Genomic DNA, 25,437 nt, shown 5'->3' with positions numbered 1-25,437 from the left:
AGAGTCCCAGGAGCTTACTTAAGTAAGTCACTGGGGTGAGCGTCTACAGCCAACCACCCCTGCAGCTTGAAGGATGATGGGTATAAGTGTCAGTTCTGCCGTATTTTCATAAGCATATGATTGTTTTTCTTGGGGGATAAATGAGCGCGGGAAGCCCAACTTTTACTTTACGCCGTATTGCAGCGTTGTCGCTGGTTAGCCTTTGGTTAGCTGGCTGTACCAGCAATAACAGCCAGGCGCCTATCAGTTCTGTAGGTGGTAGCAGCAATGCCGGTAGTAGTTCATCCGGTGGAATGCTGATTACCCAGCCACCGAAAATGTCCACCCAAAGCCAGACTTCGCAAATTCAGCCTGTACAACAGCAACCAATGATTCAACCGATGCAAACGCAGCCGGTAGTTTCAACGCCAGTACAGACTGAAAATGGCCACATCGTTTATAACCGCCAGTATGGGAACATTCCTAAAGGTAGCTATACCGGCGGCAGCACGTATACAGTTAAACGTGGCGACACACTTTTCTATATTGCGTGGATAACCGGCAACGATTTTCGTGATCTTGCGCAACGTAACAATGTCCCCGCCCCGTATGGCTTAGAAGTGGGACAGACCCTACAAGTTGGCAGTTCTACTGGTACGCCAATTACCGGCGGAAATGCTGTGACCACCGCAGATGCTAGCGCACAAGGCGTTGCGCCTATCGCTGCGCAAAATACCACCACGGTGGTTGCTTCCAAGCCAGTAATTACGTATTCTGAGGACTCAGGTGAACAAAGTGCTAACAAAATGTTGCCGAATAATAAAGGTACTGCGACTGTCGTCACAGCACCGGTTACGGCACCTGTGGTTAGCTCTACGACTACCGTACCAACTGCCAGCAGCACGTCCGATAGCGCGCCAATTTCAACCTGGCGCTGGCCGACTGAAGGCAAGATTATTGAGAACTTCTCTGCTACCGAAGGTGGCAATAAAGGGATCGATATCGCAGGCAGCAAAGGCCAGGCTGTTGTTGCTACTGCCTCAGGGCGAGTGGTGTATGCAGGTAACGCGCTGCGTGGTTACGGTAATTTGATCATCATTAAACACAATGATGATTACCTGAGTGCCTACGCCCATAACGATACAATGCTGGTCCGGGAACAACAAGAAATCACGGCGGGGCAGAAGATAGCTACCATGGGTAGCACCGGAACCAGTTCAACACGTTTACATTTTGAAATTCGTTACAAGGGGAAATCCGTCAACCCGCTGCGTTATTTACCGCAGCGATAAGCCGGCAAAGTACTTAGCTGCGCAGAGTGATTTAAGTGGCATCAACGCGGTAACGCAGATGTGACTTAAAGAATGAAGTGCCAGGTGCTTTGCCCAGGGATCACGGGTAGGAGCCACCTTATGAGTCAGAATACGCTGAAAGTTAACGAGTTAAATGAAGACGCGGAATATGATGAGAATGGAGTTGAGGTCTTTGACGAAAAAGCCCTCGTAGAAGAGGAACCCAGTGATAACGACATAGCCGAAGAGGAGTTGTTGTCACAAGGGGCCACTCAGCGTGTGCTTGACGCAACTCAGCTTTATCTTGGGGAGATTGGTTATTCCCCATTATTAACAGCCGAAGAAGAGGTGTATTTTGCCCGCCGCGCACTGCGTGGTGATATTTCTTCTCGTCGACGCATGATCGAAAGTAACTTGCGTCTGGTGGTTAAGATTGCCCGTCGTTATAGCAATCGTGGTCTGGCTTTGCTGGACCTGATTGAAGAGGGGAATCTGGGGCTGATCCGTGCTGTTGAGAAGTTTGACCCAGAGCGTGGGTTCCGTTTCTCAACATACGCAACATGGTGGATTCGTCAGACCATCGAACGGGCAATCATGAACCAAACCCGTACGATTCGGTTGCCGATTCACATCGTGAAAGAGCTGAACGTTTATCTGCGTACAGCTCGTGAGCTTTCTCACAAACTCGACCATGAGCCGAGTGCGGAAGAGATTGCTGAGCAACTGGATAAACCTGTTGATGATGTCAGCCGTATGCTGCGCCTCAACGAGCGTATTACTTCAGTAGACACCCCGCTGGGTGGTGACTCTGAAAAAGCGCTGCTGGACATTCTGGCTGACGAGAAAGACAACGGCCCGGAAGACACCACGCAAGACGATGATATGAAACAGAGCATCGTGAAGTGGTTGTTTGAACTGAACGCTAAACAGCGTGAAGTACTGGCTCGTCGTTTTGGCCTGTTAGGCTATGAAGCTGCAACACTCGAAGATGTTGGCCGCGAAATTGGTCTGACTCGTGAGCGTGTTCGCCAGATTCAGGTAGAAGGTCTGCGTCGTCTGCGTGAGATTTTGCAGACTCAAGGGCTGAATATCGAAGCGTTGTTCCGCGAATAATCGACTCTTCAAATAAAAAGCGGTGACTAAGGTCGCCGCTTTTTTTATGCCTTTTTCAGGGCGGATGACGCTACGCTTATCCGCCCTGTAGCCGCTATCTCGTCGGTCGATCCGACACTTCTACACCAAACTCTTCAAACGATAAATCCACTCCAGTGCCTGTCTTGGCGACAGCGAATCAGGGTCTAACGCTTCCAGTGCTTCTACCGCAGGCGAGGTTTCCTCGGAAACTGACAGCAATGACATCTGCGTGCCATCAACCTGGGTGGCTGCGGTATTGTTAGATATCGTCTCCAGTTCACGTAGTTTTTGGCGTGCACGTTTAATCACATCTTTTGGCACACCTGCCAGCGCCGCAACGGCCAGACCATAACTTTTACTCGCCGCACCGTCTTGTACGCTGTGCATAAAGGCGATGGTGTCTCCGTGTTCGATAGCATCAAGATGCACGTTTGCCACACCTTCCATTTTTTCTGGCAGCGTGGTCAGCTCAAAATAGTGTGTTGCAAACAGGGTCAGCGCTTTGATGCGATTAGCCAGGCTTTCGGCACACGCCCAGGCCAATGACAGACCATCGTATGTGGAAGTCCCGCGACCAATTTCATCCATCAGCACCAGGCTGTTCTCGGTGGCGTTATGCAGAATATTAGCCGTCTCGGTCATCTCGACCATAAAGGTTGAACGCCCGGAAGCCAGATCGTCAGCCGCGCCGACGCGTGTGAAAATACGGTCGATTGGCCCGATTTCTGCCTGCTGTGCTGGAACAAAACTGCCGATGTAGGCAAGCAGCACAATCAAGGCGGACTGGCGCATATAGGTACTTTTACCACCCATATTTGGGCCAGTAATAATTAGCATTCGGCGTTGTGGTGCGAGACTTAGCGGGTTAGCAATAAACGGCTCGCTAAGAACCTGCTCAACGACGGGATGACGACCATCAACAACTTTAATCCCCGGTTTATCGGTCAGTTGCGGACAGGTGTAATTCAGGCTGTAAGCACGCTCTGCAAGGTTAACCAGAACATCCAGTTCTGCCAGTGCAGTAGCGCTTTGCTGCAACGCTTCAAGATGCGGCAACAGCGTATCGAACAACTGATCGTAGAGCTGTTTTTCCAGTGCAAGAGCTTTGCCTTTCGACGTGAGAACTTTGTCTTCGTACTCTTTAAGCTCAGGAATAATATAGCGTTCGGCATTTTTCAGCGTCTGACGGCGCACGTAATGAATTGGCGCGTGATGACTCTGGCTGCGGCTAATCTGGATGTAATAACCATGCACGCCGTTAAAACCGACTTTCAGCGTATCCAGCCCCAATTTTTCACGCTCACGGATTTCCAGCCTATCAAGATAATCCGTTGCGCCGTCAGCCAGCGCACGCCACTCATCAAGCTCTTCGTGATATCCCGGAGCAATCACGCCACCATCGCGCACCAGCACCGGTGGTGTTTCCACAACAGCGCGTTCAAGTAATTCACGCAGCTCAGTGAACTCACCCATATTTTCACGCAACGTCTGCACATACTCTGTTGGCACGTCGGCCAGCATTTCACGTAATTCAGGCAGTTGTTGGAAAGCGTGGCGCATACGCGCTAAATCGCGTGGACGCGCAGTGCGTAATGCCAGGCGTGCCAGAATACGTTCCAGATCGCCAACTTGACGCAGCACCGGCTGGATTTCAGCGGTACGCTCTTGTAAGGCTGCAATGGTCTGCTGGCGTTTTTGCAGCACGTCGATATTGCGAATCGGCATATGCAGCCAGCGTTTAAGCATGCGGCTGCCCATCGGCGTGACGGTACAATCGAGCACAGAAGCTAGCGTGTTCTCAAAACCGCCAGACAGGTTTTGGGTTATTTCCAGATTCCGGCGCGTTGCTGCATCCATAATGATGCTGTCTTGCTGGCGGTCCATGGTGACGGAGCGAATATGCGGCAGAGAAGTGCGCTGCGTATCTTTAACGTATTGCAGCAAGCAGCCCGCGGCACACAATGCGTGATGGGCATTTTCAACGCCAAAACCAATCAGGTCGCGCGTACCAAATTGCATATTCAACTGTTGGCGTGCGGTGGAGATTTCAAACTCCCATAACGGGCGACGGCGCAAGCCACGGCGACCTTCAATCAAACGCGTCTCAGCAAAATCTTCCGCATACAATAGTTCAGCAGGATTGGTACGCTGAAGTTCGGCGGCCATCGTTTCGATATCTTCAGGCTCGGAGAGACGAAAACGCCCGGAGCTGATATCGAGAGTGGCATAGCCAAACCCCTTACCGTCTTGCCAGATTGCTGCCAGCAGGTTGTCCTGGCGTTCCTGTAGTAACGCTTCATCGCTGATGGTGCCAGGTGTAACGATACGCACCACTTTGCGCTCGACTGGACCTTTACTGGTGGCAGGGTCACCAATCTGTTCGCAAATGGCGGCGGATTCACCCAGATTCACAAGCTTGGCTAAATAGTTTTCGATGGCGTGATGTGGAACACCCGCCATAGGAATGGGTTCGCCCGCGGATGCACCACGTTTAGTCAGCGAGATATCGAGCAGTTGCGACGCACGTTTTGCATCGTCATAAAACAACTCATAAAAGTCGCCCATGCGATAGAACAACAGGATCTCAGGATGCTGGGCTTTCAGCCGCAGATACTGCTGCATCATGGGAGTGTGGGCGTCTAAATTTTCTGTTGTACTCATAATTTTTCTTTTTTAATCCATTGAATTAAAAGTTAATTGTGATTTTTTCTTATTGTTAGTGTTCACATTATCTCATGAAGCTGATTAGTCGTGAAAAGCTTCGCTATTACACCACATAACTATGCGATCACACATTGCCAAAAGGCAGGAAAACTTCGCGCCGTCTCGCAGAGTCTGTTACTACCGCTCTGATTTTGATTTACCATAAGTAATACACATTCGTCGTTAGCTATATGGATATCCCAACACATGCGTTACTCCGTTGCGTTACTTCCGCTTATTGTTTTGCTCGCCGCCTGTAGCAGCAAACCGAAAACTGAAACCCAGCCTCAACAAACCGGCACGCCTGGCGGAGGGTTCTTGCTGCAACCGCAGCATGATGTGTTTATGCAGACGGGGGATTTTGCTAACAATCCAGAAGCTGAGAAATTCATCGATAAAATGGTGAATAAGCATGGTTTTGACCGCCAGCAATTGCACGAAGTGCTTTCTCAGGCCAAACGGCTGGATTACGTCTTGCGCTTAATGGACCAGCAGGCACCGACTACTGCACCACCAGCAGGTCCAAACGGTGCATGGTTACGCTATCGCGGCAAATTTATTACCCCAGATAATGTGCAAAATGGCGTCGCGTTCTGGAATCAATATGACGACACTTTAAAACGCGCCTTCCAGGTTTATGGTGTGCCGCCAGAAATTATTGTTGGCATTATTGGTGTTGAAACGCGCTGGGGCCGTGTAATGGGTAAAACACGGATTGTCGACGCACTTGCTACGCTCTCGTTTGCCTACCCTCGCCGTGCACAATACTTCTCTGGTGAACTGGAAACCTTCCTGTTGATGGCGCGTAACGAAGGCGATGACCCGCTTGCATTGAAAGGTTCATTCGCTGGGGCGATGGGTTACGGCCAGTTTATGCCTTCGGCATTTAAAGAGTACGCGGTGGACTTCAACGGTGACGGGCATATAAACCTTTGGGACCCGGAAGATGCTATCGGCAGTGTGGCGAACTACTTCAAAGGCCATGGTTGGGTAAAAGGTGATTTGGTGGCGGTTCCCGCCAACGGCCAAGTGCCGGGGCTTGCGAACGGTTTTAAAACTAAATATTCCGTTTCCGCACTGGCGCAATCTGGTTTAAGCCCAACCGCTTCTCTGGGCAACCATCAGGAAGCCAGCTTGCTTCGCCTGGATATGGGTGATAGCTACCAGTACTGGTACGGTTTGCCGAACTTCTACACAATTACCCGTTATAACCACAGCACGCATTATGCAATGGCGGTCTGGCAGCTCGGGCAGGCAGTCGCGCTGGCTCGCGTCCAGTAATCTTTACCCCCGCCTTATTCTGAGGCGGGGTTTACTTCCCGTTTGTTATGAAGGTTTTTCCTGATCGTCGATCAGGAATTTACAATGCATTTGATTTGGTTTATGTTATGTTATAACAAATCAAGTTAAGTGGTTTTCCTGCAATGCTTCCTATACGGACACTATTCACAATGGCCGCGCCTGTCCGGTTTTGCGCTGTCTTAATTCTGCTGGCTGGGTTATGGCTGGCTATTCGCTGGGCGATAGCACTGCCATGATCTCGCTAAATCAGTTAGTACTGGGTTATCAGGGAAGGGCTGTGACACCACCATTAACCGGCCTTATTGTGAAAGGCAGTATGACGGCCATCATCGGTGCCAATGGCACAGGAAAATCGACCCTTCTCAAGACGATCCTGAAGTTACAGTCACCAGTATCTGGGCAATTGTCCTTTAATGAGGGGCGTCCACGTATTGCATGGCTGCCACAACTTGCTGAAATGGAAAGGCAGTTTCCTACCACTGTTTATGATGTGGTCTGCATGGGAGCATGGCCCGCCAGAGGTCTGTTTTCCTCGCTGAATCGCCAAATCCGTCTGCGAGTAGCTGATGCCATTGAGCGTGTGGGTCTTACTACATTAAGCAAGCAACCCATCGAAACGCTTTCCGGCGGCCAGTTTCAAAGAATGCTGTTTGCACGCCTGTTGGTACAAAACGCGCCATTAGTATTACTTGATGAACCTTTTACCGGCGTTGATTCGCAAACCAGTGATTTTTTGATGACGCTTATCTGCCAGATGCATCAGGCGGGCCAGACAGTTATGGCGGTGCTGCACGATAACGAGCTTGTTAGCAGCCACTTCCCGCAGGTTCTGTTACTCACGCAAGACCATTTCCATTGGGGCGATACCGCTGAAGTATTGCCCCATTACTGCAAATCAAGCATCAATCTGGCGTTATCGGCATGATTTATCACTTTTTCTTTGAACCGTTTATTGCTTACGGTTTTATGCGACGCGCACTTGTCGCCTGCCTTGCACTATCGATAAGCACAGCTCCATTGGGGATTTTTTTACTGTTGCGACGCATGAGTCTGGTGGGGGATGCGCTGTCTCACGCCATTTTGCCCGGCGTTGCTGTGGGGTATTTACTGGCCGGTATGTCGTTGGTTGCGATGGGAATTGGCGGCTTTGTTGCAGGCGTGCTGGTGGCGCTAATTTCGGGGCTGGTGAGTTCACGAACCAATCTTAAAGAGGATGCCAGTTTTGCCGGTTTTTATCTTGGCTCGCTGGCGTTGGGGGTCACGCTGATTTCATTACGTGGTTCCAGTGTTGATCTACTTCATCTTCTATTTGGTTCCATTCTGGCGGTGGATAGCCAGTCAACAATCTTTGTTGGCGTGATTGCCAGCGTGACGTTGCTTATTCTGGCCGGTTTATATCGTGGGCTGGTGATGGAAACTTTCGACCGCAGCTTCTTACAGGTCAATAACCGCCTGGCTCCTCATCTTATTCATGGTGTATTTCTCGCGTTGTTAGTCCTCAATTTAGTCGCCGGGTTTCAAATTCTCGGAACCCTAATGTCTGTCGGTCTGATGATGCTTCCCGCTGTTTCGGCACGCTGCTGGGCGAAAACCCTGCCTGGGGCGATGTTTATCGCTATTGTCTGCGGTTTGCTGTCGGCCTGGATTGGACTTGCATGGTCTTTTGCTGCCGCATTGCCGGCTGGCCCAGCCATTGTTCTGACGGCGAGCGTCGGCTTTTTTATCTCGATTCTTTTTGGTTCGCGCAGCGGGCTGGTTCGTAGCCTTTGTCGAGGATTGATAACAACAAGCAAGGGGATTAAATGAAACGTTTTGGGATGATGATGTCATTGGTGTTGGTATGCTCAAGCCAGGCTGCATTGGCGAAAAACCTCAATGTAGTTGCCAGTTTTACCGTGTTGGCGGATATGGCAAAACAAGTCGGTGGTGAGCATGTCACGGTGAAAAGTCTGGTGGGGCCAGATGGCGACCCACATAGCTTTGAACCGTCACCGCAAGACAGCGTGGCGTTAAGCAAAGCCGATGTGGTTATCGTGAGCGGGCTGGGAATGGAAGGGTGGATGGACCGCCTGGTCAGCGCATCAGGTTATAAAGGCAAAGTCATTGTTGCCTCCGAAGGTATTTCTACGCGCAAGATGATCGATGACGGAAAACAAATTACCGATCCTCACGCCTGGAATAGCGCTGAAAATGGCGCAATCTACGCACAAAATATTACGAAGGCGCTGGTGGCTGCCGACCCGCAAGACGCGGCGGCAATCAATGACCGTGGCTCCGAGTATGTAACCCGCCTGAAGCTGCTCGATAGTTGGGCGAAAACGCGCTTTGAAGCTATTGCGAAATCAAAGCGTAAAGTGCTTACCAGCCATGATGCATTTGGGTATTTTGGCCAGGAATATGGTGTGACTTTCCTGGCGCCAGTGGGCTTCTCGACCGAAGCGGAAGCCAACGCCAGTGACGTGGCTGGGCTTATCAAACAGCTCAAAGATCAACACATCAAAACTTACTTTATAGAAAACCAGACTGACCCACGGTTGGTAAAACAAATTGCCGCTGCCAGTGATGCCCAACCGGGTGGTGAACTTTATCCAGAAGCGCTGTCAGCCGCAAACGGACCTGCCAGCACTTACGAAATGGCGTTCAAGCACAATGTGGATACTATCGCTAACAGCATGAAGTGATTTAATCGGCCAGCATTCGCTGGCCGTTCTTTTTTCTGGAAGTGCCTCGAGTTCTCTAATGTAATCCTCTGCAAGAGTGGTTAAGTGCTATCGTGTAGCCCTGCGTTATGTCTACAATCGGAGCCAACATGACAGATAAAACATTGCGTCAATTAAGCCACCAGGTTGGCGAAGCACTCGGGCAACTCGGTGCGACCGTTACCACGGCAGAGTCCTGCACCGGTGGCTGGATTGCTAAAGTGATTACTGATGTTTCAGGCAGTTCGGCCTGGTTTGAACGCGGTTTTGTTACCTACAGTAATGAGGCTAAGCACCAAATGATTGGTGTTGATAGCGGAACGCTGGAAACTCATGGTGCAGTTAGTGAAGCCGTAGTGCGTGAAATGGCACAAGGTGCGCTTTATGCGGCCGCTGCGGATTACGCGGTTGCTGTCAGTGGTATTGCCGGGCCAAATGGCGGTAGTGAAGAAAAACCTGTCGGAACGGTGTGGTTTGGCTTCGCTTCAAAAGTTGATGGCACCATTGCCCACTGCCAGCTTTTTGCGGGTGACCGTGATGCCGTTCGACGCCAGGCTACTGAATACGCGCTGCAAACCCTGTGGGAAGAATTTCTCAAAAATAAGCTTGATACTGTATGACCATACAGTATAATTGGCACAACAAAACAGCATAGTAAGCAGCGTGGCGCATTCGTGTATCACCCTGCATGACAGGAGTAAAAATGGCTATCGACGAAAACAAACAGAAGGCGTTAGCGGCAGCACTTGGCCAAATTGAAAAACAATTTGGTAAAGGCTCCATCATGCGTCTGGGTGAAGACCGTACCATGGATGTGGAAACGATCTCTACCGGTTCACTTTCACTGGATATTGCGCTTGGGGCCGGTGGCTTACCAATGGGCCGTATCGTTGAAATTTACGGGCCAGAATCTTCTGGTAAAACGACGCTGACTTTGCAGGTTATCGCCGCCGCTCAACGTGAAGGTAAAACGTGTGCGTTTATCGATGCCGAGCATGCTCTGGACCCGATTTACGCTAAGAAACTGGGCGTAGATATCGACAACCTGCTTTGTTCACAGCCAGATACTGGCGAACAAGCATTGGAAATCTGCGATGCGCTGGCTCGTTCCGGTGCAGTAGACGTACTGGTTGTTGACTCCGTTGCCGCGCTGACGCCGAAAGCTGAAATTGAAGGCGAAATCGGTGACTCTCATATGGGCCTTGCGGCACGTATGATGAGCCAGGCAATGCGTAAATTAGCGGGTAACCTGAAGCAGTCCAATACGCTCCTTATCTTCATCAACCAGATTCGTATGAAAATTGGTGTGATGTTCGGTAACCCAGAAACCACAACTGGTGGTAACGCACTGAAGTTCTACGCTTCCGTACGTCTGGATATTCGTCGCATTGGTGCGGTGAAAGATGGCGATAACGTGGTGGGTAGTGAGACTCGCGTTAAAGTGGTGAAAAACAAAATTGCCGCACCATTTAAACAAGCTGAATTCCAGATCATGTACGGTGAAGGTATCAACTTCTACGGCGAACTGGTTGATTTAGGCGTGAAGCACAAGCTGATTGAAAAAGCAGGTGCCTGGTATAGCTACAACGGTGAGAAGATTGGCCAGGGCAAATCAAACTCCAGTAACTTCCTGAAAGAAAACAAGCCAATGGCTGCTGAAATCGAGAAGAAACTGCGTGATATGCTGCTGAATAATCCAGATGGTACACCGGACTTTGTTGCTGATGACCACGACAACGACGTTGCTGAATCCAAAGAAGACTTCTAAATCCCATAAGGGCTGCTACGGCAGCCCTTATTTGTTTCTGTTTTACTACATTTTCTTTTAAACAGGTTATCCGCTATGCCTGCCGAATCGACTTCCCGCCGCAGTCCTTATTCTCGCTTACTAGACAAAGCCACTCGCATCCTGGCGATGCGCGATCACAGTGAACAAGAACTTCGCCGTAAACTTGCGGCGCAGCCCACGTTTCCCGGAAAACCACGAACTGAAGAAGATCCATTCACGCCTGAAGATATCGAAAAAGTCATCGCCTGGTGTTATGAACACCGCTGGTTGGACGATGCTCAATTTGCTTCACGTTTTATCGCAAGCCGCAGCCGCAAAGGTTATGGCCCACAACGTATCCGCCAGGAATTGCAGGGCAAAGGTATCGCGCGTGATCTGAGCGACGCCGCAATGGAAAATTGCGAAATAGACTGGCAAGAGATGGCTCGAGACATTGCCGAGCGAAAATTTGGCGAGCAGCTTCCGACAGAATGGAAAGAGCGAGCTAAAGTGCAGCGTTATCTTCAGTATCGCGGCTTCTATATGGAAGATATCCAGAGCCTCTATTCGGCATAAATAGCGAAATTTTGCCGAATAGCCGCAAGAGAGATTTTACTTCCCTGATAAGAAAACTTATCTTATTCCCACTTTTTCCAGGTAAACAGGTCACGGCCAAGCATAATAATGGGCTATGTCCGGTTTACAACTCCTCGTTAGCTTGATTTCAGGATAATTATGAGCAAGAGCACCGCTGAGATCCGTCAGGCGTTTCTCGATTTTTTCCATAGTAAAGGTCACCAGGTTGTAGCGAGTAGCTCCCTGGTTCCGAATAACGATCCTACTTTGCTGTTTACCAATGCCGGGATGAATCAGTTCAAGGATGTATTCCTTGGTCTCGACAAACGTAATTATTCCCGTGCAACAACGTCTCAGCGTTGTGTCCGCGCTGGTGGTAAGCACAATGATCTGGAAAACGTCGGTTACACTGCCCGTCACCATACTTTCTTTGAAATGCTGGGTAACTTCAGCTTCGGTGATTACTTCAAACATGATGCCATTAACTTCGCATGGGAATTATTGACTGGCGAACAGTGGTTTAATCTGCCAAAAGATCGTCTGTGGGTCACGGTTTACGAGACTGACGACGAAGCGTTTGAAATCTGGGAAAAAGAAGTTGGCGTGCCGCGCGAGCGTATTATTCGTATTGGCGATAATAAAGGTGCTGCATATGCATCTGACAACTTCTGGCAAATGGGTGATACCGGCCCATGCGGCCCATGTACCGAAATCTTCTTTGACCACGGTGACCATATTTGGGGCGGCCCTCCGGGCAGCGCTGAAGAAGATGGTGACCGCTATATCGAAATCTGGAACATCGTGTTCATGCAGTTCAACCGTCAGCAGGATGGCACTATGCTGCCACTGCCTAAGCCGTCTGTTGATACTGGTATGGGGCTGGAACGTATTGCAGCAGTCCTGCAACACGTTAATTCCAACTATGAAATCGACCTGTTCAGTAAGCTGATCCAGTCTGTTGCTAAAGTGACAGGTGCAACCGATCTGACTAGCAAATCGCTGCGTGTTATCGCTGACCATATTCGCTCTTGCGCATTCCTTGTTTCTGATGGCGTGACTCCGTCGAACGAAGGCCGTGGCTACGTGCTGCGCCGTATCATTCGTCGTGCAATCCGCCATGGCAACATGCTGGGCGCGAAAGAAACCTTCTTCTACAAGCTGGTTGGCCCATTAGTTGAAGTCATGGGTGCTGCGGGTGAAGAATTACATCGTCAGCAAGCGCTGGTTGAACAAGTTCTGAAAACCGAAGAAGAGCAGTTTGCTCGCACGCTTGAGCGTGGCCTGGCATTGCTGGATGAAGAACTGGCTAATCTGAAGGGTGATACTCTGGATGGCGAAACGGCTTTCCGTCTGTATGACACCTACGGTTTCCCGGTTGATCTGACGGCGGATGTTTGCCGTGAGCGTAACCTGAAAGTTGATGAAGCAGGTTTTGAAGCTGCGATGGAAGAACAACGCCGTCGTGCGCGTGAGTCCAGCGGTTTTGGTGCTGACTACAATAGTATGATCCGCGTTGATTCAGCCACAGCGTTTAAAGGTTACGATCACACTGATTTAACTGCTAAAGTCACCGCGCTATTTGTTGATGGCAAACCTGTTGAACAAATTACTGCCGGGCAAGAAGCTGTGGTGGTGCTCAATGAGACCCCATTCTATGCCGAGTCTGGCGGCCAGGTCGGTGATAAAGGCGCGATTAAGGGTAACGGCATAGACTTTGCTGTTAACGATACGCAGAAATATGGTCAGGCGATCGGTCATCTGGGCAAGCTCGTTTCTGGTGTTGTGAAAGTGGGCGATAGCGTAAAAGCTGAAGTTGATGAAGAGCGCCGTTCGCGTATTCGTCTAAACCACTCTGCGACTCACTTGCTACACGCTGCACTGCGCCAGGTACTTGGCACGCATGTCGCGCAGAAAGGTTCATTGGTTAACGATAAAGGTCTGCGTTTTGACTTCTCTCATTTTGAGGGCATGAAACCTGCAGAAGTGCGTGCGGTAGAAGATATCGTCAACGCGCAGATTCGTCGCAACCTGCCAATCGAAACCAACGTCATGGATCTGGAAGCTGCTAAAGCTAAAGGTGCAATGGCGCTGTTTGGTGAGAAATATGATGACCATGTGCGCGTGCTGAGCATGGGTGATTTCTCAACTGAATTGTGTGGTGGTATTCACGCAAATCGCACTGGTGATATTGGCCTGTTCCGTATTGTTGCGGAATCCGGTACTGCTGCGGGCGTACGTCGTATCGAAGCTGTCACAGGTGAAGGTGCGCTGGCAAACCTGCATGCGCAAAGCGAACAACTACAGGATATTGCTCAACTGCTTAAAGGTGACAGCCAGAACCTGAACGAGAAAGTGCGTTCGGTACTGGAGCGTACCCGTCAGCTTGAGAAAGAGTTGCAGCAGTTGAAAGAACAGCAGGCTGTGCAGGAGAGTGCAAACCTTTCCAGCAAAGCTGTCGATGTAAAAGGCGTGAAACTCCTCGTGAGTGAGCTCGCCAACGTTGAACCGAAGATGTTGCGTACTATGGTTGATGATCTGAAAAATCAGCTGGGTTCGGCAATCATCGTTCTGGCGACGGTATCAGAAGGTAAAGTTTCTCTGATTGTGGGTGTATCTAAAGATGTGACCGACCGTGTGAAAGCGGGGGAGCTGATTGGAGTTATCGCTCAGCAAGTCGGAGGCAAAGGGGGCGGTCGTCCAGATATGGCTCAGGCAGGTGGTACAGACACGGCAGCATTGCCTGGTGCTCTGGCCGGTGTTGAAGCCTGGGTCGCGGCTAAGCTCTAAGTAAAAAAATAAAGTGCAGACAGACGCCATAACTCATTCAGGTTATGGCGTCTTCTTAATCTGCACACACTCAATAATGATAAAGTCAGGTTAAAGTTGCGTATATCGGCTAGACTTAGTCATAACAGAAGGTAATGTCGTGGTCATTGACAGTTTATGTGTTTGTCACCACTTACTTTTTGGCGTATATGATGGAGAATGCCGGGATACAGAGAGACCCGACTCTTTTAATCTTTCAAGGAGCAAAGAATGCTGATTCTAACTCGTCGAGTTGGTGAGACCCTCATGATTGGGGATGAGGTGACCGTGACAGTGCTTGGGGTAAAAGGTAACCAGGTTCGTATTGGTGTTAATGCCCCTAAGGAAGTTTCTGTTCACCGTGAAGAGATCTACCAACGTATCCAGGCTGAAAAATCGCAACAAACGAGTTACTAAAGTTACTGCGTCTCGCTAATCACTAGCGAGACGCTTCCTTTAGCGCCCCATTTTCTTCGCTTTATCTCGCAATACTTCCTTCATTTCTCGTTATCACCATAATTTCTTATTCATCCCGAACGCTTTCTTTTCGCTATTACCCTTATCCTGTCTGTTGATAAAACACTCTTTTTGCTGTCAATTCGGCCTGATTGTGTGTGAAGTGTGCAATTGATTATTAGTTGGGAAAAATTGTTTGACTTATAAGTGCAGGAAAGTAATATGTGCGCCACGCAGTGCCGATGAGCAGAAACAAGTTCAACGGTACACCTCGAAAGAGGCGTGTGGTGAGGTGGCCGAGAGGCTGAAGGCGCTCCCCTGCTAAGGGAGTATGCGGTCAAAAGCTGCATCCGGGGTTCGAATCCCCGCCTCACCGCCATTTTGCATCCGTAGCTCAGCTGGATAGAGTACTCGGCTACGAACCGAGCGGTCGGAGGTTCGAATCCTCCCGGATGCACCATTCTTCCTACTACCACTTTGCGCCGGTAGTGCTCGCAAAGAAAGTTAATTTCTTTGCGAGCAACAGGGAGAAAAACGTTGCTTTAGCAACGGCCCGTTAGGGCAAGCACCGCGAGTAACTCTCCGGATGCACCATCTAGTTTGATGTTGTTTAGAACAACAAACAGCATTAAGTCAGCAGTAAAAGAAGTAATCCTGTGCACCCATAGCTCAGCTGGATAGAGTACTCGGCTACGAACCGAGCGGTCGGAAGTTCGAATCTTCCTGGGTGCACCATTCTTCTTCAATATTACGGCAAGTTCAGTAATATTTAGTCAGAAGTCAAAAGCAGTAACCCGATGCACCCATAGCTCAGCTGGATAGAGTACTCGGCTACGAACCGAGCGGTCGGAAGTTCGAATCTTCCTGGGTGCACCATTCTTCTTCGATATTACGGTAAGTTTAGTAATATTGAGTCAGAAGCAAAAAGCAGTAACCCCGATGCACCCATAGCTCAGCTGGATAGAGTACTCGGCTACGAACCGAGCGGTCGGAAGTTCGAATCTTCCTGGGTGCACCATATTTTCCTCAACTATCAGTAATGATAACGCTTCAGAGAAATTCAATTTCTCAGCAAGCACCAAGGAAGATAACGTTGCTTTAGCAACGGCCCTTTAGGGCGAGCCCACGGCGAGTAATCTTCCTGGGTGCACCATATTTTCCCCTTCAAGTTTTACCTCCTGAATTTTAAAAATAAAATCCCCAGTAACCCCATATTTACCCATTAGTTACCTTCTGAACTATCTCAATTACAAATAAGCGACAATATTATTGGTTTACGATAAAGTAACGCCTCAATATTGAGTGATGTGAGGGATGAGATGTACGAACGTTACGAAGGTCTAATTTTCGATATGGACGGAACCATCCTCGATACCGAACCTACACATCGCAAGGCGTGGCGTGAAACGCTGGCAGGCTATGGTATGCAGTTCGACGAACAAGCAATGGTTGCGTTGAATGGTTCACCGACCTGGCGTATTGCGCAGGCAATTATCGAACTCAATCGTGCAGATCTTGACCCTCATCGCCTGGCGCAAGAAAAGACGCAGGCCGTGAGAGCTATGCTTCTTGATACGGTGCGCCCACTTCCCCTCATTGATGTTGTCAAATCCTGGCATGGGCGCCGCCCAATGGCTGTAGGGACGGGCAGTGAAAGCGATATCGCTGAAGCACTGCTCAACCATTTGGGCTTACGGCAGTATTTTTCTGCCGTTGTCGCCGCAGACCATGTCAAAAATCACAAACCCGCCCCCGATACTTTTTTGCTGTGCGCCGAATTAATGGGTGTCGCACCAAATAAATGTGTGGTGTTTGAAGATGCAGATTTTGGCCTGGAAGCCGCAAGAGCGGCTGGAATGGATGGCGTGGACGTCCGTTTGCTGTGAGTGAAGCACTATCACTTTTTTCATTATTTACCAGTAGCTTTCTAAGCGCTACGTTATTGCCAGGTAGTTCCGAAGTGGTGCTGGTAGCGCTATTGGTTGCAGGCTCCGGGCCGACTTGGTTACTCATCTTAATAGCAACAATGGGTAATAGCCTTGGCGGCTTAACTAACGTTATTCTGGGGCGTTTTTTTCCATTGCGGGAACAATCGCGCTGGCATGGGAAAGCAACTGGCTGGCTGGTACGTTTCGGCCCGGCAACATTATTACTCAGTTGGATGCCTTTAGTCGGCGATCTGCTGTGCCTGTTAGCTGGCTTATTACGAATGAGCTGGGGACCGGTAATCTTTTTTTTATGCCTTGGTAAAGCGCTTCGCTATATCGTTGTAGCGGCTGCAACGGTACAGGGCATTGTGTGGTGGCACTAATTGGGTGACCTGATATACCCGTTATCTTTCAAGCTGCATGTTTGTTGGCTGCACTCGCAAACCCCTGGGGATTTGCTCTCTTGCCGCCTTCCTGCAACTTGAAATCTAAAGGGTATAATTATCATCGCCATTTAAAACAATTATGCTTAATAAAAATGAATTCGACAGGCGGGAGGTCAATTTGATCCCGAACGTATCACAGGCGCTGGCCTGGCTGGAACAGCATCCTCAGGCAGTTAAAGGTATTTGTCGTGGTCTTGAGCGTGAAACGCTGCGAGTCACGCCAGATGGTCAGTTGGCAACAACGGGTCATCCGGAAAGCCTTGGTTCAGCGTTGACACACAAATGGATCACGACTGATTTTGCGGAAGCACTACTGGAGTTTATTACTCCAGTTGATGGTGATATCGACCATATGCTGACATTCATGCGCGACCTACATCGCCACACAGCCCGTGAGTTGGGTGATGAGCGTATGTGGCCGCTGAGCATGCCGTGTTATATCAACGATGGTCAGAATATTGAGCTGGCGCAGTATGGCTCTTCCAACAACGGGCGTTTAAAAACGTTATATCGTGAGGGTTTGAAGAACCGCTACGGTGCGTTGATGCAGACTATTTCGGGCGTGCACTACAACTTTTCGCTGCCGCTTGAGTTCTGGCAGGCGCGTCTGGGTGTCGAAGATGCTGAAAGCGGCAAAGAAGCGATTTCTGCCGGATACTTCCGCCTGATTCGCAACTATTACCGTTTTGGTTGGGTTATTCCATATTTGTTCGGGGCATCGCCGGCGATTTGTTCTTCCTTCCTGCAAGGGAAAGAAAGCGCACTGCCATTTGAAAAAACCGAATGTGGCATGAATTACCTGCCGTATGCGACTTCATTGCGACTGAGCGACCTGGGCTATACCAATAAATCCCAAAGTAACCTTGGTATTACGTTCAACGATCTGGAGACTTATGTCGCCGGGTTGAAGCGCGCGATTAAAACGCCATCGGAAGAGTACGTGAAGATGGGCGTTGAGAAAGATGGCAAGCGCCTTCAAATCAACACCAATGTGCTGCAAATTGAAAATGAGCTCTATGCACCTATTCGCCCTAAACGCGTTACAGGGCCTGGTGAGTCGCCTTCTGATGCATTGATGCGCGGTGGGATTGAATATATTGAAGTGCGTTCGCTTGATATCAATCCGTTCTCACCAATTGGTGTTGATGAGCAGCAGGTTCGTTTCCTCGATTTATTCATGATCTGGTGCGTGTTGGCTGACGCGCCGGAAATGAGCAGTGACGAATTGCTTTGCACCCGTACAAACTGGAATCGTGTGATTCTGGAAGGGCGCAAACCGGGCCTGACACTGGGGATCGGTTGTGAAACTGCACAGCATCCGCTGGCTAAAGTGGGCAAAGATTTGTTCACAGATTTACGTCGTGTTGCCGAAACGCTCGATGGCATCGCCGGGAATAGTGAATATCAGGATGTGTGTGACCAACTGGTTGCATGCTTCGACGATCCGGAATTAACGTACTCAGCACGTATTCTGCGGTCTATGATTGATAATGGTATTGGCGGCACAGGTCTTGCCCTGGCTGAGCAGTATCGTCAGATTTTGGTACAAGAGCCGTTGGAGATTTTGACCGAAGACGTGTTGCAGAAAGAGCATGATGCTTCATGGCAACGCCAGCGTGATATCGAAGCGAGTGATACCGAGCCATTTGATGTGTGGCTTGCGAAACACGCTTAGTACAAAAGAAAAAGGCCACAATCAATGTGGCCAAAATATACATCTCTGAATCAGGGATGATGATAACAAATGCGCGTCTTTCATATACTCAGAGTAGTGTGAGAAAGAATGGTTCATTTTATTTTTAAAAAAATCACTTATCGGAGGTGATCAGATGCCGTTGTTGGATAGCTTCACAGTTGACCATACCCGCATGGGCGCACCAGCAGTGCGTGTAGCGAAAACGATGCATACGCCTCATGGCGATACTATCACTGTATTTGATCTGCGTTTTTGCATCCCGAACAAGGAAGTGATGCCAGAAAAAGGGATTCATACTCTTGAACACCTGTTTGCTGGTTTTATGCGTGACCACCTGAATGGGAATGGCGTTGAGATTATTGATATTTCACCAATGGGCTGCCGTACAGGCTTCTATATGAGCCTGATTGGTGTGCCGGAAGAGACTCGTGTTGCTGATGCATGGAAAGCGGCAATGGAAGATGTGCTGAAGGTGAAAGAGCAAAACCAGATCCCTGAGCTGAACGTGTACCAATGTGGCACTTACCACATGCACTCGCTGCAAGAAGCGCAGGATATCGCACGTCATATCCTTGAGCATGGTGTGAGCGTAAACAGCAATGAAGAGTTGGCTCTGCCGAAAGAGACACTCAAAGAGCTGCATATCTAGTTTTGATTGGGCGCAAACGCCAATAGCAAAAAGGGGCCAATTGGCCCCTTTTGTATTTCTGACATTCTTAGTAACTTAGTGTGCTCCACCGCCTCCGCCACCGGCACCAAATGGCGGTCTGGCGAACCATATCAGACCCAGCAGCAGAATAAATATCCCCGCCGAAACCCAGAAAATCTCGTTGGCTGACATAATCAGTCCCTGATTAGTAATCTGCTGCGCAATATAGCCAGAGGCTTGTTGCGTTGACATACCCAGACTTTCTAGCTGCGAATACATCTGCTGCGCATTCGGGTTAAAGGGCGAAACGGACTCCGTTAGCTGCGCGTGGTGCATTGCCTCGCGGTTAGTCCACAGCGTCGTGGTTATCGATGTACCAATTGAACCGGCAAGCGTTCGGGTAAAGTTCGACAAACTCGATGCAGCGGCCATACGCTCAGGCGGCAATCCGGAAAGCGTAATCGTCGTCAGTGGCATAAAGAAGCATGCCACGGCGAAGCCCTGAATAAACTGCGGCCAGGCCGAGGCGCCAAAATCCATCCCCGGTTCGAAGGTATAGGCGCGCCAGTAGAAACAGACGGCGTACATAATAAAGCTGAACGTCACCAGCTTGCGCATATCCAGTTTATGAGCAAAGCGCCCAATAATCGGCGACAGCAATACCGGCAGCAGCCCGACCGGTGCCGATGCCAAACCTGCCCAGGTTGCCGTATAGCCATATACCTCCTGCAATAGCTGCGGCAGCAAAACAATCGCGCCGAAGTAGAGCATGTAGGCGAGGCTGATACACAAACAGCCAATGGTAAAGTTTCGCGACTTAAACAACGACAGGTCAACGATCGGGTTATCGTCCGTCAGCTCCCAGACAATCAGGAAGCTAATCGCCACCACCGCGACGATTGTCAGAACCACCACTTCGGTTGAGTTAAACCAATCCAGCTCTTTTCCGCGGTCGAGCATGATTTGTAGGCTACCAATCCCCACCACCAACAGCGCAAGGCCGATGGCGTCAATCCGACGATGCTCGGTTCTGGTTTCACGCCCACGCAATGTTTGCAGCGTCAGCAGGACCACCAGAGCACCGATAGGCACGTTGATAAAGAAGATCCAGCCCCAGTGGTAGTTATCACTGATAAAACCACCGAGAATTGGCCCGCAGATCGGTGCCACGATAACCGTCATCGACCACAGCGCCAGCGCGATACTTCGCTTGGCAGGCGGATAGTTATTGAGCAGCAAACTTTGCGACAGCGGAATAAGCGGCCCGGCAACAATCCCCTGGATCACGCGGAAGAAGATCAGCATCTCCAGGCTATTGGACACGCCGCACGCCCACGACGCCAGCACGAACAGAATCGTTGACCACAGGAACAACTTCACTTCACCGAGACGCTTAGCAAGCCACCCGGTAATAGGAATGGAAATCGCGTTCGCCACCCCAAATGAAGTAATAACCCAAGTCCCCTGGCTCAGTGACGAGCCAAGGTTGCCGGCAATGGTCGGAATAGCCACGTTGGCGATGGTGGAGTCCAGCACCTGCATAAAGGTCGCAAGCGACAAAGCGATGGTCATTATGACCAGCGGAGCGCCTTCTAGCGGTTTTTGCGGCATTTGCTGTTTCATACAAGCTCCGCTTTGTTAACCCGCATTGGCCTGGATGATGTGATTAATCAACTCATTAGCTGGTGCCAGGTTGAGTTCGCGCGCGTTACTTTCATATACCGGAGAGTTACGCGTCTCGTTAGCCAGAATACTGCCTTCACGATTGCTGGTATCCACGGTAACTAAAGTAGACAGGCCGATACGTAGCGGGTGTTCTTGAAGTTGTTTCGCATCCAACTCAATACGTACAGGCAGGCGCTGAACGACTTTGATCCAGTTGCCGGTAGCATTTTGTGCCGGTAGCAGTGAAAACGCGCTGCCGGTGCCCATGTCGAGGCCTACGACCTTGCCGGTGTATTCAACTTTATCGCCGTAAATATCACTGACAACCGTTGCAGGTTGTCCGATACGTATATGCGCGAGCTGCGTCTCTTTAAAGTTAGCATCTACCCACAAACCACTGGCAGGCACGATAGCCATCAGAGGTGTTGTTGGGCTAATTTGCGCACCAACCTGAACAACGCGGCGGGAAACATAGCCGGTCATTGGGCTGATAATTTTGGTGCGTTGCAGTGCCATCCAAGCGTTACGCAACTCGGCAGCCGCTTGTTTAACACTTGGTTGCTCTTCGAGTTTGCTTCCAAGGATCATGGCCTGGTTGGCGTTGTATTGTTGAATGGCAACATCCAGCTGCGCTTGAGCCGTCGCGACGGCATCTCGGGCGTGTTGCAATTCTTCTCGGCCAATCAGGTTTGCGTTACCCAAAGGTACGCGGCGATTCAGGTCGCTTTGAGCTTGAGCAAGCGAAGTCTTTTGCAGCTCAATATTGGCCTGCAACTGCTTGCTGTTGATCATTAATTGACGAGTCTGGCGTACGCTTGAAGCCAGCACGGTTTGTGCCTGCTCAAAAGCTTGCTCTGCGTCAGCCTGGTCTAACGTCACCAGAACATCGCCCTGCTTAACGAAGTCGGTATTGTCAGCCCAAACTTTGGTTACGCTTCCGGAAACCTGGGACATTATCTGTACCTGATTACCGGCCACATACGCATCATCCGTATTTTCGTAGTGACGTAACACCAAAAACCAATAAATCCCATATGCCACAGCAATAATTACAAACAACAGGGTCAACACAAGTAAGGCACCTTTACGTTTGCCTTTCTTGTTACCCGGCTGTTGCGGGGTTTGAGTCTCCGCATGTGCGCTCATGCTTATCTCCACACTTTTTTATTATAGTGATCGGCTGAGCCGACCTGTTAGACCCAACAGGCCAGCAAGGTGAGTTGCTGGCCTGTCAGTATTCATCTTTTTTGGGTTACTACGATTTCACGCGATGACGGCACTTAGCGCACAGCTTCAAGTACAGTCTGGTTTTCATCCATTTCATCAAGGCGGGTGAGCAATTTGCGGGTAATTTGTTCCAGTTGCTCTTTTTCCGAACCACTCAGTGCAGACCACAGTTCATGTAAGCAGTGGTGCTGAGGTGGTAACACCTGACGCAAGAATTCCTGGCCTTTTTCGGTCAAATGCAGATGCAGGCAGCGGCGATCGTTATCGCTTTCACGACGTTCAATCCAGCCACGTTTTTCCAGTTCATCGGCAATTCGGGTCGCGTTGGTACGAGAAGAACCTAAAGCACAGCTTAGTTCAGAAGGCTGAATGCTATGGCTTTCCTGAGATTCAAGAGTAATTAACGCCATAAATAGCGTCTCGTTAATCCCCTGAGCCTTCAGCATTTTATTGCGGTTTTCCAAAAGCTTGCCCTGCATGTGCATGCACAGGCGCGTCAGCAGAACTTCCTGATAAGGGAATTCGTCGTAGCGTTTGGCGCGAAATTTTAGCATTTGTTCAATGGGCGTAAACGAACTATCCATTTTGGCATAACCTCATTAGTTGCGGTCGATATAATAACGATGGTGACAAATAAAGTAAATGTATTGTTGATACGTTTTTTAATCGTCAGACGAATATCACCATCATGAGTTTCCAGGTTAATCCATAACCCAGAGCACTTAATAACGTCGGGATAATAATGCTGCGAGTTTTATAAAAGCTCAGTCCAAGAATGATAAAGCCCATAAGCGTTGGGACCAGACGCTGCGCATCATGCATGATCTCAGGCACACTTGAGACCACCAGCAGGGCGCAAATTGATGCAATGCCAATACTATCGAGCAGCACGCCTGTCGCACCGCGTTTGGCTGGGCGCGACGAATTTGCCCTGATACGCAGCGGCAAATAGCGGAACAGATAGTTTGCAAGCCCGACCAGCAGACCCAGCAAAAGTACTTGTGTACTCATCCCGGTTCTCCTTGATAAAACGCCTGAATCAGTGCTGCCAGGCATCCACAGACAATACCTGCGAGGATGGCCGCTGGAATCGATACCAGCGTGACACCCAACAGCGCGCCAGCAAGCGATGCGGTAACGGTCCAGGATTGCTTACGCTGGAATGATGCCAGCAAGAAGCTCAGGAATAGGGCTGGCAGCATAAAACCCAGCGCCGCCTCTACTGCCGGGAGGTTATCCAGCAAGCCATTTCCGGACCAGGAACCCAGGGCCGTACCCAGCACCCATGAAAACCAGGAGCTGAAAGCGATACCGATCATCCAGTTTTCGCTCCAGCGACGATTATCGCGGACCAGCTTCGCAGTTGCGGCAGCAAACACTTCATCGGTCAGGCCAAAGGCCCAAATTGCGGTTTTAGGTTTACTTAACTGGCGAGTGATTCGTTGGCGCAGGGAGGGGCCATATAAGACGTGGCGCACATCCATTGCCATTACTGTTAATGCTGCAACCCAGAGCGAGCTACCCGCGGCCAGTAATGCGGTAATAACAAACTGGCTAGCGCCTGCATAAATAATGCACGAGAAAAATAGACTTTCGAATGGGGTAAATCCTAGCTTTGTGGCATTCAACCCAAACGCAAATGCTACCGGGATATAACTGATGACAATCGGTAAACTGTCTTTCAGCCCTTCAGCCCAGGTAGCATCGTTTTGATTATTATTTAATGGAACTTCTGCAGGACTATCCATATTAACTATTTATCTATTTCTGACGTTAATGTCACTCGAATGAACAAACAGGGATAACCTTAACAGACTGGTACGACCCTTAATACCCCAAATTATTCAAGGGGAATGTAAAGGATTAGTGCCATCACGGCTGGCGGTGATAGCCACGCCACCACACTACTAAATTTAGTAGGGCAATGATGGCACCTGCTGCACAAACACCATTCCATCCAGCATGTTGATAAGCACTGGCAGAAATGACGGAACCTGCGGCCCCACCAATAAAGTAGCTGGTCATGTAACCGGCGGTCAGGCGATTTCTTGCATCTGGCATCATGCGATAGATAACGGTTTGGTTAGTGATGTGCACGCCCTGAACCGTTAAATCCAGTACCAGGATGCCAATGATTAGCGCGATGACTGAATATTGCCCCATTGCGGTCGCAATCCATGACAGTAGCAACAGCACCAACCCAATTGTGGTGGTGAGGTGCGCTTTCCCTTTATCTGCAAATCCACCCGCCGGACGTGCGCCAAGAGCACCCGCGGCGCCCGCGAGGCCAAACAGGCCAATCATCCCATCGGAGAAGTTAAAAGGTGGCGATGCCAGCAGAAATGCCATCGATGTCCAGAGGATACTGAAGTTGGCAAACGTCAGACAGCCCAGTAATGCGCGAGTACGCAATAGCGGGTTTTTGATAAACAAGCCAAATACGGATGACAGTAACTGCGGATAATTCAGATGCGTTTCAGATTTCACCTTTGGCAAGCCGCGCCACAGGGCTAAAGCCATCAACACCATGAGCACACTGGCAACCCAGTAAACGGTGCGCCAGCCACCGAGACTTGCCAGTAACCCGGCAACGGTTCGCGCCAGCAAAATACCGAGCAGCAGGCCACTCATAATCGTGCCCACGACTTTGCCGCGCTTTGCAGGCTCAGCAAGCGTTGCCGCAAGTGGCACCAGAATCTGTGCCACGACCGAGAACAAGCCGGTGAGTGCGGTGCCAAGAATCATCATCCACAGAGTCTGGCTTAAGGCGACAATCACCATGCCGCCTGCGGCAAGCAGCGTCATAAAGACAATCAGACCACGGCGCTCGAACATATCGCCTAGTGGCACCAGCAACAACAAACCGGCCGCATAACCCAGCTGTGCGGCGGTGACAATAAATCCGGCCTGGTTAATCGAAAGGGAAAATGCATTCGCGATGGTGTCGAGTAGCGGTTGCGCGTAGTAGTTACTGGCAACGGCCAAACCCGTGGCAATTGACATCAGGACGATAAGCGCGGGGCTAAGTCCAGGGGCGGTATTTTTCATTCTTATTCTTCAACTTGCGATGATGGTGCGGGAATAATAACGAAAATTAACGTAAGCAGGAGTC

22 protein-coding genes and 5 tRNA genes are annotated in these 25,437 nt (G+C 50.0%); 20 read left to right on the top strand and 7 right to left on the bottom strand.

Going from position 1 to position 25,437, the window contains the following annotated elements; genetic code table 11:
- The first annotated feature begins 191 nt into the window (after positions 1 to 191).
- Together nlpD and rpoS are read left to right on the top strand one after the other, a co-directional pair.
- Positions 192 to 1,271 (top strand): murein hydrolase activator NlpD, encoded by a 1,080-nt coding sequence (gene nlpD / locus IX31_RS09100; RefSeq protein WP_241767195.1) that lies wholly within the window; start codon positions 192 to 194, stop codon positions 1,269 to 1,271.
- 120 nt (positions 1,272 to 1,391) lie between these two features.
- Positions 1,392 to 2,384 (top strand): RNA polymerase sigma factor RpoS, encoded by a 993-nt coding sequence (gene rpoS / locus IX31_RS09095; protein ID WP_034457446.1) that lies wholly within the window; start codon positions 1,392 to 1,394, stop codon positions 2,382 to 2,384.
- Between the two features lie 120 nt (positions 2,385 to 2,504).
- Here the strand turns inward: rpoS and mutS are convergent, their stop codons facing one another.
- Positions 2,505 to 5,066 carry a DNA mismatch repair protein MutS gene (gene mutS, locus IX31_RS09090; RefSeq protein ID WP_034457445.1) on the bottom strand — a complete coding sequence of 854 codons (2,562 nt, stop codon included), beginning with the start codon at positions 5,064 to 5,066 and terminating at the stop codon, positions 2,505 to 2,507.
- Positions 5,067 to 5,315: 249 nt separating this feature from the next.
- Between mutS and mltB the strand changes: the two genes are divergently transcribed.
- From mltB to luxS, 18 genes are all read left to right on the top strand, one after another.
- Positions 5,316 to 6,389 (top strand): lytic murein transglycosylase B, encoded by a 1,074-nt coding sequence (mltB, locus tag IX31_RS09085; RefSeq protein ID WP_034457444.1) that lies wholly within the window; start codon positions 5,316 to 5,318, stop codon positions 6,387 to 6,389.
- 253 nt (positions 6,390 to 6,642) lie between these two features.
- Positions 6,643 to 7,335, top strand: a complete 693-nt coding sequence (locus IX31_RS09080; protein WP_034459921.1) for a metal ABC transporter ATP-binding protein — start codon at positions 6,643 to 6,645, stop codon at positions 7,333 to 7,335.
- Positions 7,332 to 8,216 (top strand): metal ABC transporter permease, encoded by an 885-nt coding sequence (locus IX31_RS09075; RefSeq protein WP_034457443.1) that lies wholly within the window; start codon positions 7,332 to 7,334, stop codon positions 8,214 to 8,216. The genes IX31_RS09080 and IX31_RS09075 overlap by 4 nt, the downstream gene beginning before the upstream one ends.
- A complete protein-coding gene (locus IX31_RS09070; RefSeq protein ID WP_034457442.1) occupies positions 8,213 to 9,091 on the top strand; it encodes a metal ABC transporter substrate-binding protein in 879 nt (292 codons plus the stop codon). The genes IX31_RS09075 and IX31_RS09070 overlap by 4 nt, the downstream gene beginning before the upstream one ends.
- A gap of 128 nt (positions 9,092 to 9,219) precedes the next feature.
- Positions 9,220 to 9,729 carry a nicotinamide-nucleotide amidase gene (gene pncC, locus IX31_RS09065; RefSeq protein WP_034457440.1) on the top strand — a complete coding sequence of 170 codons (510 nt, stop codon included), beginning with the start codon at positions 9,220 to 9,222 and terminating at the stop codon, positions 9,727 to 9,729.
- An 83-nt stretch (positions 9,730 to 9,812) separates the two neighbouring features.
- On the top strand, positions 9,813 to 10,877 hold the full coding sequence (gene recA, locus IX31_RS09060; protein ID WP_034457439.1) for a recombinase RecA: 1,065 nt from the start codon (positions 9,813 to 9,815) through the stop codon (positions 10,875 to 10,877).
- A gap of 75 nt (positions 10,878 to 10,952) precedes the next feature.
- Positions 10,953 to 11,453 (top strand): regulatory protein RecX, encoded by a 501-nt coding sequence (locus IX31_RS09055; protein ID WP_034457438.1) that lies wholly within the window; start codon positions 10,953 to 10,955, stop codon positions 11,451 to 11,453.
- Between the two features lie 159 nt (positions 11,454 to 11,612).
- Complete coding sequence (gene alaS, locus IX31_RS09050) at positions 11,613 to 14,240, top strand: alanine--tRNA ligase (RefSeq protein ID WP_034457437.1); 2,628 nt, start codon at positions 11,613 to 11,615, stop codon at positions 14,238 to 14,240.
- Positions 14,241 to 14,489: 249 nt separating this feature from the next.
- On the top strand, positions 14,490 to 14,675 hold the full coding sequence (csrA, locus tag IX31_RS09045) for a carbon storage regulator CsrA (RefSeq protein ID WP_013574027.1): 186 nt from the start codon (positions 14,490 to 14,492) through the stop codon (positions 14,673 to 14,675).
- A 325-nt stretch (positions 14,676 to 15,000) separates the two neighbouring features.
- Positions 15,001 to 15,093 (top strand) — tRNA-Ser (locus IX31_RS09040).
- A gap of 4 nt (positions 15,094 to 15,097) precedes the next feature.
- Positions 15,098 to 15,174, top strand: a tRNA-Arg gene (locus IX31_RS09035).
- Between the two features lie 198 nt (positions 15,175 to 15,372).
- Positions 15,373 to 15,449, top strand: a tRNA-Arg gene (locus tag IX31_RS09030).
- 64 nt (positions 15,450 to 15,513) lie between these two features.
- Positions 15,514 to 15,590, top strand: a tRNA-Arg gene (locus tag IX31_RS09025).
- Between the two features lie 65 nt (positions 15,591 to 15,655).
- A tRNA-Arg gene (locus tag IX31_RS09020) sits at positions 15,656 to 15,732 on the top strand.
- A 301-nt stretch (positions 15,733 to 16,033) separates the two neighbouring features.
- Positions 16,034 to 16,600, top strand: a complete 567-nt coding sequence (yqaB, locus tag IX31_RS09015; RefSeq protein ID WP_034457436.1) for a fructose-1-phosphate/6-phosphogluconate phosphatase — start codon at positions 16,034 to 16,036, stop codon at positions 16,598 to 16,600.
- Entirely contained in the window at positions 16,597 to 17,025 is a 429-nt protein-coding gene (locus tag IX31_RS09010; protein WP_034457435.1) for a YqaA family protein, read from the top strand. Before yqaB ends, IX31_RS09010 begins: the two co-directional genes overlap by 4 nt.
- Before the next feature lie 181 nt (positions 17,026 to 17,206).
- On the top strand, positions 17,207 to 18,763 hold the full coding sequence (gene gshA / locus IX31_RS09005; protein ID WP_034459919.1) for a glutamate--cysteine ligase: 1,557 nt from the start codon (positions 17,207 to 17,209) through the stop codon (positions 18,761 to 18,763).
- A gap of 154 nt (positions 18,764 to 18,917) precedes the next feature.
- Positions 18,918 to 19,433 (top strand): S-ribosylhomocysteine lyase, encoded by a 516-nt coding sequence (luxS, locus tag IX31_RS09000; RefSeq protein WP_034457434.1) that lies wholly within the window; start codon positions 18,918 to 18,920, stop codon positions 19,431 to 19,433.
- Positions 19,434 to 19,508: 75 nt separating this feature from the next.
- On the opposite strand, the gene emrB is transcribed toward luxS, so the two are convergent.
- The 6 genes from emrB to IX31_RS08970 form a co-directional block, all read right to left on the bottom strand.
- On the bottom strand, positions 19,509 to 21,044 hold the full coding sequence (gene emrB, locus IX31_RS08995; RefSeq protein ID WP_034459917.1) for a multidrug efflux MFS transporter permease subunit EmrB: 1,536 nt from the start codon (positions 21,042 to 21,044) through the stop codon (positions 19,509 to 19,511).
- Positions 21,045 to 21,071: 27 nt separating this feature from the next.
- A complete protein-coding gene (gene emrA / locus IX31_RS08990) occupies positions 21,072 to 22,244 on the bottom strand; it encodes a multidrug efflux MFS transporter periplasmic adaptor subunit EmrA (RefSeq protein WP_034457433.1) in 1,173 nt (390 codons plus the stop codon).
- Positions 22,245 to 22,378: 134 nt separating this feature from the next.
- Positions 22,379 to 22,909, bottom strand: coding sequence for a transcriptional repressor MprA (gene mprA / locus IX31_RS08985; RefSeq protein ID WP_034457432.1), 531 nt, complete (start codon positions 22,907 to 22,909; stop codon positions 22,379 to 22,381).
- Positions 22,910 to 22,994: 85 nt separating this feature from the next.
- A complete protein-coding gene (gene ygaH, locus IX31_RS08980; protein WP_034457431.1) occupies positions 22,995 to 23,336 on the bottom strand; it encodes an L-valine transporter subunit YgaH in 342 nt (113 codons plus the stop codon).
- Positions 23,333 to 24,073, bottom strand: coding sequence for an AzlC family ABC transporter permease (locus IX31_RS08975; RefSeq protein ID WP_034457430.1), 741 nt, complete (start codon positions 24,071 to 24,073; stop codon positions 23,333 to 23,335). Before IX31_RS08975 ends, ygaH begins: the two co-directional genes overlap by 4 nt.
- A 124-nt stretch (positions 24,074 to 24,197) precedes the next feature.
- Positions 24,198 to 25,373 carry an MFS transporter gene (locus IX31_RS08970; protein ID WP_034457429.1) on the bottom strand — a complete coding sequence of 392 codons (1,176 nt, stop codon included), beginning with the start codon at positions 25,371 to 25,373 and terminating at the stop codon, positions 24,198 to 24,200.
- Positions 25,374 to 25,437: the final 64 nt, after the last annotated feature.

It is taken from the genome of Buttiauxella noackiae, from assembly GCF_000737905.1.
GTDB classification, from domain to species: domain Bacteria; phylum Pseudomonadota; class Gammaproteobacteria; order Enterobacterales; family Enterobacteriaceae; genus Buttiauxella; species Buttiauxella noackiae.
Note: the sequence above shows the minus strand (reverse complement) of the source record. Positions and strands in the feature narration are given on the sequence as shown.